Annotated in this window: 10 protein-coding genes; 1 reads left to right on the forward strand and 9 read right to left on the reverse strand. The window is 42.7% G+C overall.

Going from position 1 to position 9596, the window contains the following annotated elements; translation table 11 throughout:
- Positions 1-268: 268 nt before the first annotated feature.
- The gene (locus I1A59_RS08240; protein ID WP_196092300.1) at positions 269-847 is read right to left on the reverse strand and encodes a TetR/AcrR family transcriptional regulator; all 579 of its coding nucleotides are present in this window, start codon (positions 845-847) and stop codon (positions 269-271) included.
- A 174-nt stretch (positions 848-1021) separates the two neighbouring features.
- Here I1A59_RS08240 and I1A59_RS08245 point away from each other — a divergent pair, with 174 nt between their 5' ends.
- Positions 1022-1657: a cysteine hydrolase gene (locus tag I1A59_RS08245; RefSeq protein WP_196092301.1), complete on the forward strand. Its 636-nt coding sequence runs from the start codon at positions 1022-1024 to the stop codon at positions 1655-1657.
- Positions 1658-1795: 138 nt separating this feature from the next.
- Here I1A59_RS08245 and I1A59_RS08250 read toward each other — a convergent pair whose 3' ends face one another.
- The 8 genes from I1A59_RS08250 to I1A59_RS08285 form a co-directional block, all read right to left on the reverse strand.
- A complete protein-coding gene (locus I1A59_RS08250) occupies positions 1796-1990 on the reverse strand; it encodes a type II toxin-antitoxin system PemK/MazF family toxin (RefSeq protein WP_247644785.1) in 195 nt (64 codons plus the stop codon).
- A 79-nt stretch (positions 1991-2069) separates the two neighbouring features.
- The gene (locus I1A59_RS08255; RefSeq protein ID WP_196092302.1) at positions 2070-2336 is read right to left on the reverse strand and encodes an AbrB/MazE/SpoVT family DNA-binding domain-containing protein; all 267 of its coding nucleotides are present in this window, start codon (positions 2334-2336) and stop codon (positions 2070-2072) included.
- A 195-nt stretch (positions 2337-2531) separates the two neighbouring features.
- Positions 2532-4964 carry an ATP-dependent Clp protease ATP-binding subunit gene (locus I1A59_RS08260; protein ID WP_196092303.1) on the reverse strand — a complete coding sequence of 811 codons (2433 nt, stop codon included), beginning with the start codon at positions 4962-4964 and terminating at the stop codon, positions 2532-2534.
- 3 nt (positions 4965-4967) lie between these two features.
- Positions 4968-5423 carry a CtsR family transcriptional regulator gene (locus tag I1A59_RS08265; protein ID WP_196092304.1) on the reverse strand — a complete coding sequence of 152 codons (456 nt, stop codon included), beginning with the start codon at positions 5421-5423 and terminating at the stop codon, positions 4968-4970.
- 268 nt (positions 5424-5691) lie between these two features.
- Complete coding sequence (tsf, locus tag I1A59_RS08270; protein WP_196092305.1) at positions 5692-6735, reverse strand: translation elongation factor Ts; 1044 nt, start codon at positions 6733-6735, stop codon at positions 5692-5694.
- 68 nt (positions 6736-6803) lie between these two features.
- Positions 6804-7586 carry a 30S ribosomal protein S2 gene (gene rpsB / locus I1A59_RS08275; RefSeq protein WP_196092306.1) on the reverse strand — a complete coding sequence of 261 codons (783 nt, stop codon included), beginning with the start codon at positions 7584-7586 and terminating at the stop codon, positions 6804-6806.
- 159 nt (positions 7587-7745) lie between these two features.
- Entirely contained in the window at positions 7746-8762 is a 1017-nt protein-coding gene (locus I1A59_RS08280) for a hypothetical protein (protein WP_196092307.1), read from the reverse strand.
- A 12-nt stretch (positions 8763-8774) separates the two neighbouring features.
- The gene (locus tag I1A59_RS08285; protein WP_196092308.1) at positions 8775-9353 is read right to left on the reverse strand and encodes a hypothetical protein; all 579 of its coding nucleotides are present in this window, start codon (positions 9351-9353) and stop codon (positions 8775-8777) included.
- Positions 9354-9596: the final 243 nt, after the last annotated feature.

Below are 9596 nucleotides of genomic sequence, written 5' to 3' on the forward strand. Positions count from 1 at the left end.
TCAATACACGACGTTCAACGTCCAACATACTTTGAAAAAATTCTAACTAAAACAGGTGTCTTGCCAGTTTGAGCTACGGCATTAAATGCCAAAATCTAGTACGACTTAACAAGACACTACTACTTTAACATAAAGAAAAAGTAGTGAGAAAATCTTCCGTCGAAGGTTTCCTCACTACTAATCTTAGTATGTTTGAGCTGTCTACGACTCGCTGCCTTGTACTAAAAGTAAATTAAAAAGACTACTATACAACGTCAGAATTTGAAATTTAATGAGTATAAGTCAAGTAGCGCTCTTCAAGACTTATCATCGCCTTCGCAATAACTTGAATATCTTGGCTGAGTTTCAAAAGGACAATAGCCCCTTGAATTTGTGCTATAATTTCTCGAGTTGCTTGCTGACAGGTTTCATTCGACCAGGACGGATGCATAACTTGAAGCAATCCTGACAATTCCTCAAACCACTGATCCATAAAATCGGCTAACAATTGTCGAAAGTCCTGATCTTGGGCTGCCAATTCAACAATGAGATTTCCAACTGGGCAGCCGTAAAAAATAGTTCCTTCTTGTTGCCGATGAAAATCAAAAATCCAGGCTAACATGGCCCGAAAACGATCTTCAGGAGGCAATGAACTCCCAAAAATCCCTTGAATCAACTCAAAATCCCACTCTCTTAAGAGATTCTGAGTTACCTCTAATCCTAAATCTTTCTTAGATTTAAAGTAATAATACAATTGCCCTTTCCCAACCCCTGCTGCATCCATAATTTGGTTGAGGGATGTCGCTACATACCCCTGATGATAGATTAATTCTCGGGTTTGTCTTAAAATAGTCTCTCTTGTATCCATGCAGCTACTCCTTTTCCTTCCAATTATAGCAGTTTTCCAGGGGAAATTATAGCAACTGAATCCCTGAATAAACTAAATCGTTTACAAGTGTTCTTCGATTTGGTATACTATTTGTACCGATTGGTACAGAATTATTTTTGTCCTCTCGTATTTCAAATAAAAGGAGATTTCCCAATGTTTCATAAAGCGCACACTGCTATTGTCATTACAGATCCACAAGTCGAATTTCTAAAACCTGCAGGAAAAGGATTCGGGGCTACTAAGGACATTCTGGAAAAAGTTCACACAATCGACAATCTCACTAAATTGCTCACCGTAGCCAAAGAAAATGGATATAAACGATTTATTTCACCTCACTACTTCTACCCTCATGATCACAAATGGCAATTTAAAGCAGCGGGTGAAACCATGATGATTGAAAATGAAATGTTTTGGCGTGACAGCCCCTACACCCCTGTTGTAGAAGGTTCAGGTGCAGATATCATTGAAGAAGTTAAACCCCTGCTAGACGAAGATACGATTATCACCAATGGTCATAAAATTTTTGGACCAGAGTCCAATGATTTGCAACTACAGTTGCGTAAAAATGGTATCGATACTGTAATTCTTGCCGGTATGAATGCCAACCTCTGTGTAGACAGCCACATGCGAGAACTCATTGAACTAGGATTCAAAGTTGTTGTTGTCACAGATGCCATCGGTGCTCCAGGTGAAGAAGCTTACCAAGCAGCTCTCACCAACTTTGGTTACATCGCCAATCAAACATATACTACAGAGGAAATTTTACCTTTATTAAAAGCTACTCACTAATCACCACAATCTATACACACAAAAAACATCTAGCCGATATCTCCAAGAAAGTTGAGGCTAGATGTTTTTTGTTTTGCTCTATTATGAAACTAGATCAAATAACAGTTTATACTTAGCAAGAATTTCTTTCAATTCTGATTAATTGAGTGATTCTTCTACTTTGGTGACACCTCTTGCACTAAGATCCAATGCAATGGTCTGATCTAGCATAACCTTTCCTTTTATTTTTTCACTAGTTCTTAGTGTATGGTAAGTTGGGTAGTTTCTAGTTGTAGTCGAGATAGGAGCGACAATTGTTACACCACTAAATTCAGACACCAAATCATGACTCAACGCAATCGCTGGTCTCCTATTCTTCTGCTCATGCCCAAGACTCGGATTGAAATGAACAAAAAAATATCACCTTGTGTCACTACCATTCCAATTCTCCTCCTTCAGCCTGTCCCCAATCTAACTCTCCATGTCGAATTCCATCATCTTCCCAATCCGCAAATAATTCATGAATCGTAGAAGGTTGTTGGTTCTCTGGTGTTAACACAATTGATTGATCCTTGATAGAAATCGAGAATTTTTGATTTAAATCAATGTCTAAAGCCTTCAAAATACTAGAAGGTATTCTCGTTGCCTTTGAATTCCCCCATTGAGAAAGAGTTGTATATTCTTGAATAATCGGTTCCATCGTACACCTCCTCAATAAAAGTATATCCTGTTGTCAAAAGAAAATCAAAAATCATCACTATTTTCCACTCCCTTTAAAAATTCTCTCACCTTTTTATTCGCTCCGAAAAAAGACAAGACTGACCTAGCATTCAACCTTGTCTTTTAACATTTATGATTGGATTGAGAAACTCGACTGTAATGACTAACTTCAGGCTTAAATGTCCATTTTAAGCTGGCCAGCCTTGACTCCCACTTTCATCGTTGAGCCTGGCTGTAGGTCCCCGGCCAGAAGGTACTCAGACAAGGGATCTTCCACCAAGGTTTGGAGGGTCCGACGAAGTGGACGAGCTCCATTTTCTGGATCGTAGCCTTTTTGAGCCAAAAGTTTGAGAGCGCTTGGCTGGAATTTCAAGGTCACATCCTTAGCTGCCAGAGCCGCAACCATCGGTTTGACCATAACCTTGACAATCTCTTGCATTTGCTCGGCCGTGAGGCTATGGAAGACGACCTTTTCATCAATCCGGTTCAAGAATTCAGGGCGGTAAGCCTTTTTCAACTCTTCAAACATTCGTTTTTCCATACTTTCATGGTCAAAGCGCAGGTCCCCTGCGCCAAAGCCAACAACCTTGTCATCACGGAGAGCAGTGGCCCCTAAATTGGAGGTCATGATAATCAAGGTGTTGGAGAAATCAACCTTGCGCCCCCGGCTATCGGTCAAAACACCATCGTCTAGCACCTGCAAGAGGAGGTTAAAGATATCCGGATGGGCTTTTTCCACCTCGTCAAAGAGGAGCACCGAATAAGGACGATTCCGAACCTTCTCGGTCAACTCACCGCCTTCTTCATAGCCCACATAACCCGGAGGAGCACCGTTAAGACGGCTAGCCGCAAACTTCTCCATGTACTCGCTCATGTCAAAACGAATGAGGGCTTCTTCATCATCAAAGAGCAATTCTGCCAAAGCCTTGGCCAGCTCCGTTTTACCAACACCCGTTGGCCCTAAGAAAAGGAAGGAACCAATCGGACGTTTACCCGTTTGTAGACCTGAACGATTGCGCCGAATGGCGCGACTGATAGCTGAAACAGCCTGGTCTTGCCCAATCACACGCTTGTGCAAGTCCGCTTCCAAATTGAGATACTTCTTGGCCTCTGAATTCGACAATTTCTGTACCGGAATTCCAGACAAACGACTCAAGGTCTGGAGGACATCCTCAGAAGTCACACGATGTTTGAAGACGGCAGGCTTCTGAGCCTCTTTCATCAGTTTCTTAGCCTTGCTAAATTCTTCATTCATCAAGGCCCTATCCAACTCTGTTAGGCCATTACTATCGTATTCAGAAGATCTCAAACTACGATTCTGAACCGTTGCGGCTGCCTCATCCAACAAATCAATGGCTGAGTCAGGCAAGCGTTTGGCGGTCAAATACCGCTTAGCTGTCTGAACAGCTGTTTTCAAGGCTTCATCCTCAATGGTTACCTGGTGATGCTCCTCATAACGCGGCCGGAGGCCCTGCAAAATCGCAAGGGAATCTGCCTCTTTGGGCTCTTCGATGGTCACCTTGGCAAAGCGACGAACCAAGGCCGCGTCTTTTTCAATATGTTTCTGGTATTCCTCTTGGGTGGTCGCACCAAGAGTACGAAGGCTACCACGCGCTAGGGCTGGCTTGAGAATATTGGCTGCATCAAGGGTCGAATCGATTCCACTACCGGAACCAATGATGGTGTGAAGCTCATCGATAAAGAGGATGATGTTGCCTTCCTTCTCGATGTCGTCAATGATGTTGTTCATCCGTTCCTCAAAGTCCCCGCGGAAACGAGTCCCGGCAATCACATTCATCAAGTCCAACTCCATAACCCGCATATCCTGCAAAGCCACAGGCACTTGACCGTCTACAATCCGCTGCGCCAAGCCCAAGGCTAGGGCAGTCTTACCAACCCCAGAATCCCCAACAAGCACTGGGTTGTTTTTGGTTTTTCGACTCAGAATGTGAACCATGCGGTCAATTTCTTCCTCACGCCCAACAACCGGCTCTAATTGACCGGCGCGGGCTGCAGCAGTCAAGTCACGGCTATAGTCTTCTAGACCACCACTTTGAGTCGTGGGCATGCCCATCATATTGGCCATTTGTTGGGAGGCTGGCCGGCTGCCACGGAAAAAGTTGCGGATGGATTTGATTTCATCCTTAGACCAGCCGACGCGGGCTTCGATGTCCTTCCGCAAGGCTTTCAATTTCTGGGCTTCCTGCTTGTCCTCTGGATCAAACCCGGATGCATAGAGGAGTTGTGTCGCCAGTGATTCATATTCCTGCAAAAGAACAAGAAAAATGTGTTCTGTCCCAATTTCATCCTGTCCTAGGTGTTGGGCCAGATCCTCCGCCCGTTTAAAAATTTTTTCCATGAGTGGGGAGAAAGGAAAAATGGTCATTTTTTTCTCTTCACGATAGGGGTAACCGATTATCTCCCCTGCTTTTTCTTCTATAAGATCCAAATCAATGGACGCATCTTTAAAGGCCGAACCGACAATACTATAGGGGTTGACCAAAAAGCCGGTTAGAAGGTGCCAGGTCTCGAGATGATCACGGCCATAATTATTGGCAAAGACATGGGCCACTTCAAGGGTTTCTATTAATGCATTTGAATACTTCATTCTTTATCCTCTTCTGTCAATTTCTTTTAATAAGTGGAGCATCATTTGGGTACGCAAACGGGGACCATCAGTGCCTAGGGCAGAATCCAGGGCTACGGCCATCAAACAAGTCGCTTCACGGCGTTCTAAGAGGCCTTCTTCAACGAGAAGCAGCAGGATATCCTCATAAACTTGCTCACTTAATTGCGAGTCCAATTTTTCCTGAAGTTCCTGCAACATTTGGTGGTGATTCGAGTAGGAAATCCGTCCAATCCGGATATAGCCACCACCACCTCGTTTGCTTTCAACAACATATCCTTTGCTTTCAGTAAAACGAGTTTTAATGACATAATTAATCTGACTTGGAACAACCTGAAAGAGTTCCGCTAGTTCACTGCGCTTGAGTACGGCCATTCCCATTTGTTCCAAAAGTTGCTTGATGTGCTCTTCAATATTATCGGAGGTATTTCTTGCTACCATGGAAGTCCTTTCTAATTTTGTGAGCATTCCATCCTAGTAACTTGGTCTCCCAAAGTACTTATTCGTAAACGAAATAAAAAAATGAAATCTGACTATATTTGACTTTTATTATATCTTAATTTTCCAAAGATTAAAAGTGGAAAGAGGCCATACAAGATTAGACTAGGACTAAGAATTTCAAACATTAACAATAAAAAAGGCAGGGCTCAAGTCCCCACCTCCTCTTTGTGCAAGTCCAGAAATCTCTGATTTCTGAATTTCCAAGAAATTAGTCTTGACCAAGAGCAGCAGCCATCGTTGCTGCAACTTCTGATTCAAAGTCGTTTGAAGCTTTTTCGATACCATCTCCAACTTCGAAACGTGCAAACGCAACAACAGAAGCGTTTACTGAGTCTAGGTAAGCTTCAACCGTTTTGCTGTCGTCCATGATGTAGACTTGTGCCAGAAGTGTGTAAGCTTGGTCAACTTTAGTGTTGTCTAGCATGAAGCGATCCATTTTACCTGGGATGATCTTATCCCAGATTTTTTCTGGTTTACCTTCAGCAGCCAATTCTGCTTTGATATCTTCTTCTGCTTGTGCGATCACTTCATCAGTCAATTGAGCTTTTGATCCATACTTCAAGAATGGAAGCGCTGGTTTATTAACCATTGCACGGCTTTCGTTGTCTTGCTCGATTGCGTGGTTCAATTGTGCCAACTCATCTTTAACGAATTGCTCATCCAACTCTTTGTAAGAAAGAACAGTTGGTTTCATCGCAGCGATGTGCATAGATACTTGTTTCGCAAGCGCTTCATCGCCACCTTCGATGACTGAGATTACACCGATACGGCCGCCATTATGTTGGTAAGCACCAAATGATTGAGCGTCTGTTTTTTCCAACAAAGCGAAACGACGGAATGAGATTTTTTCTCCGATTGTTGCAGTTGCGTTTACGTAAGCTGCTTCAAGAGTTTCACCCGAAGGCATTACCAAAGCAAGTGCGGCTTCGTTGTCTGCTGGTTGACCTTCAGCGATCACTTTAGCAGTTTCGTTTACCAAGTTTACAAATTGTTCGTTTTTCGCAACAAAGTCAGTTTCTGCATTCACTTCAACAACTGCAGCAACGTTACCGTTTACGTAAACACCTGTCAAACCTTCTGCAGCAACACGGTCAGCTTTTTTAGCTGCTTTCGCCATACCTTTTTCACGAAGTAGTTCAATCGCTTTTTCGATATCACCTTCTACTTCAACCAAGGCTTTTTTGGCATCCATGACACCAGCACCAGATTTTTCACGTAGTTCTTTAACAAGAGCGGCTGTAATATTGGCCATTTGAGCTTCCTCCAAAAATTTTTTAAAAAAGGACAGGACGGAGGTCACTGCCCTTTGGGGTTACAAGATTATTCGTTTGATCCTTCAACTACTTCAACGATTTCTTCAATTGAATCTGCTTGACTAGCTGCTGCTGCCATTTCAGCTTCAACAGAAGCAACGTTATCTTCACCTTGACGACCTTCGATAACAGCATCTGCCATTTTCGCAGTGATCAATTTGACAGCGCGGATAGCGTCATCGTTAGCTGGGATGATAACATCGATATCATCTGGATCAGTATTTGTGTCAACCATCGCTACAACTGGGATTCCCAATTTTTTAGCTTCTTTCACAGCGATTTGCTCTTTGTGTGGGTCAACGACATACATTACGTCAGGAATGCGTGGCATATCTTCGATACCACCCAAGAATTTCTCAAGACGTGCACGTTGTTTGTTAAGAAGTGCAACTTCTTTCTTAGGAAGAACTTCGAAGACACCTTCTTCTTCCATACGTTTGATTTCTTTCAAGCGAGCAACACGTTTTTGGATAGTTTCCCAGTTTGTAAGAGTTCCACCCAACCAACGGTGGTTGATGTAGTATTGACCAGCACGTTCTGCTTCTTCTTTAACAGCGTCAGCAGCTTGCTTTTTAGTACCAACAAACAAGATGATTGCATCTTCTGCAGCTGCATCACGCATGAAATCGTATGCTTGGTCTGCAAATTTAACAGTTTGTTGCAAGTCAATTACGTGGATTCCGTTACGCTCTGTGAAGATGTACTTAGCCATCTTAGGATTCCAGCGACGAGTTTGGTGACCGAAGTGTACACCAGCCTCAAGAAGTTGTTTCATTGAAATTACTGCCATGAGTATTTCTCCTTTAAAATGTTTTTTCCTCTTTTGAATTTCAACTTGCAGGACGACCCGAAGGCAACCCCTCCCACAATTCATTCAAAATGAGTATTTGTTGCACAGCAACTCTTTTATTATAAGGGAATTCTTTATAAATTACAAGAGGAATATTCGCTATTTGTCACGATAGTAGATGCCTTTTTCAAATTCTTCTTGTGGTTCCTCGTATTGGGGTTTCAAATAGATCCGTTCTCGTGTCTCATCTGATTCATAACCTGGAATTGGGACATTGACTGGAACATAATTGTATTCAACTGCACTCACCCGATTCTCAGCTAAGGTCCAGTTACCCAAGCCTTTATGATGCATTGTGTAGGTTCCATCACTAGTTGTCAACGTATTATCTTTGATGGACATGGTCCCAAATCGTTGACTAACCCATTTCCCATCATAAACAGAGCCACTTTGAGTTGTTGACGAAGATGTAGTTTCTGATTTTTGACTGGATTGGCTTTGCTTTGTTTTCTGAGTACTCGAAGAACTTGTCTTTGTATCAAATGAGCCAATTAGTACCCAGTCAATCACATCCATCTCCAAGATCTGGTCTTCCGTATGTCCAAATTGCGAATGAATATCACTTTGTCCCAATTGGATAGCTTGCTCCTCAACTTTTTTAGCTTCACCACCCTTAGGATCTAGCTCATAGAGGGTCGCTTGTCCTCGTCCAGATCCTGAAGAAACAGCTGACTGCAGGACACTCCCATCCTTATAAAGAACAAAGCCTACCCTATCACCACCGACCGCAGCAACATAGGTCTCTGCTAACAATTCAGGTTCTCCGTCGTCCAAATAGTGGAGAGCAATTGGGTAAATATTCCCTTGACTATCTGACATTCCAACTAAGAGTTCTTTTTCTCCCTTTTGATCGATGTCGTGGTAGGAGAACAACAGTTTATCAGGACTCTGAGCAATGTTCGCGATGGTCCAATAAGATAGGTCTTGATTCAACTTTCCATAAAGCTCATTGGCTACTGCTTCTGCATTTCCATTCCTGTTTACAGAAACTCTAGCTATTTTTTCATAATCCTCTAGAACCTCTTGATAGGCCTTTTCATTTTTATCAACAGCAGAAACCGAGCCCATGAAGAGACTCGCCAAGAGAGCTACTCCTAAAATACTTTTCTTTTTCATGCTTCTCCCCCCTTAGTTCCGATAGAAGATATAGGGCTCAAAGGCCTCTTGTGGAGCATCATATTGAGGTTGGATAAAAATACGATCCCGGGTTTCATCTGACTCATAGGTCCGAACACTTGTAGCCAGTTTCTGACCTGCAGGTACATAATAGTAGACTGGCGGGCTAGCTACTACTTCTGCCAGTGTCCAACTGCCGTCACTTATTTGTTTAACGGTAAAGGTGCCAGTACCATTGGTTAGTTTGCCACCTTCAATCGTAATGGATCCCATTGCACTTGACCAGGTTCCCTGAATAGCAGGAATAGTTTCGCCACTTGTAGCTTCAGCAGCCTCCTCTTGAGTAGAAGAGGCACTTACTTCCTGACTCACACTCTCTGCTTGTGAAGAACTGGATTGGGATTCTACCATCGCCTCTGTACTTGAACTTGTTGCAGTAGAATTTCCCGCCTTCTTGGATGAAGAAGACTTTTTAGCTGACGACGTTACTTGTTTTTGACTGGAAGAAGCACTTGGCTCAGTCTCTTTCTTTTGACCACATGCTGCCAAAGCCAAACTTGCTAAGAGTAATACCATTATTTTCTTTTTCATAAAATACCTCTGTCTATAAAAAAATCGCAGGTAAAACCTAGGTTATCACCTATTCAGTACAGGTCTAGTATACTAATAATCAGATATAAGAGCAAGAAAAAGCCGAAGGTTGACGGTGTCAATCAAAGATGATTATGTCCCGAAAAAATGATTAATATGGGCTAGAATAATTAGCGCGATTTTATTTGACACCAGGTACCTTTGAAGCTGTTTTTTAGACTAAACCAAGGCTACGATTAGCCT

Source organism: Streptococcus sp. NLN76 (assembly GCF_015686645.1).
In the GTDB taxonomy this organism is placed as follows: domain Bacteria; phylum Bacillota; class Bacilli; order Lactobacillales; family Streptococcaceae; genus Streptococcus.

Bases quoted from the DNA above. Each gene is read 5' to 3' on its own strand.
- I1A59_RS08265 (WP_196092304.1), bottom strand. From the start codon at position 5,423: ATGGTAGCAAGAAATACCTCCGATAATATTGAAGAGCACATCAAGCAA.
- rpsB (WP_196092306.1), bottom strand. From the start codon at position 7,586: ATGGCAGTAATTTCAATGAAACAACTTCTTGAGGCTGGTGTACACTTC.
- I1A59_RS08285 (WP_196092308.1), bottom strand. From the start codon at position 9,353: ATGAAAAAGAAAATAATGGTATTACTCTTAGCAAGTTTGGCTTTGGCA.
- I1A59_RS08280 (WP_196092307.1), bottom strand. From the start codon at position 8,762: ATGAAAAAGAAAAGTATTTTAGGAGTAGCTCTCTTGGCGAGTCTCTTC.
- I1A59_RS08255 (WP_196092302.1), bottom strand. From the start codon at position 2,336: ATGGAACCGATTATTCAAGAATATACAACTCTTTCTCAATGGGGGAAT.
- I1A59_RS08240 (WP_196092300.1), bottom strand. From the start codon at position 847: ATGGATACAAGAGAGACTATTTTAAGACAAACCCGAGAATTAATCTAT.
- I1A59_RS08260 (WP_196092303.1), bottom strand. From the start codon at position 4,964: ATGAAGTATTCAAATGCATTAATAGAAACCCTTGAAGTGGCCCATGTC.
- tsf (WP_196092305.1), bottom strand. From the start codon at position 6,735: ATGGCCAATATTACAGCCGCTCTTGTTAAAGAACTACGTGAAAAATCT.
- I1A59_RS08245 (WP_196092301.1), top strand. From the start codon at position 1,022: ATGTTTCATAAAGCGCACACTGCTATTGTCATTACAGATCCACAAGTC.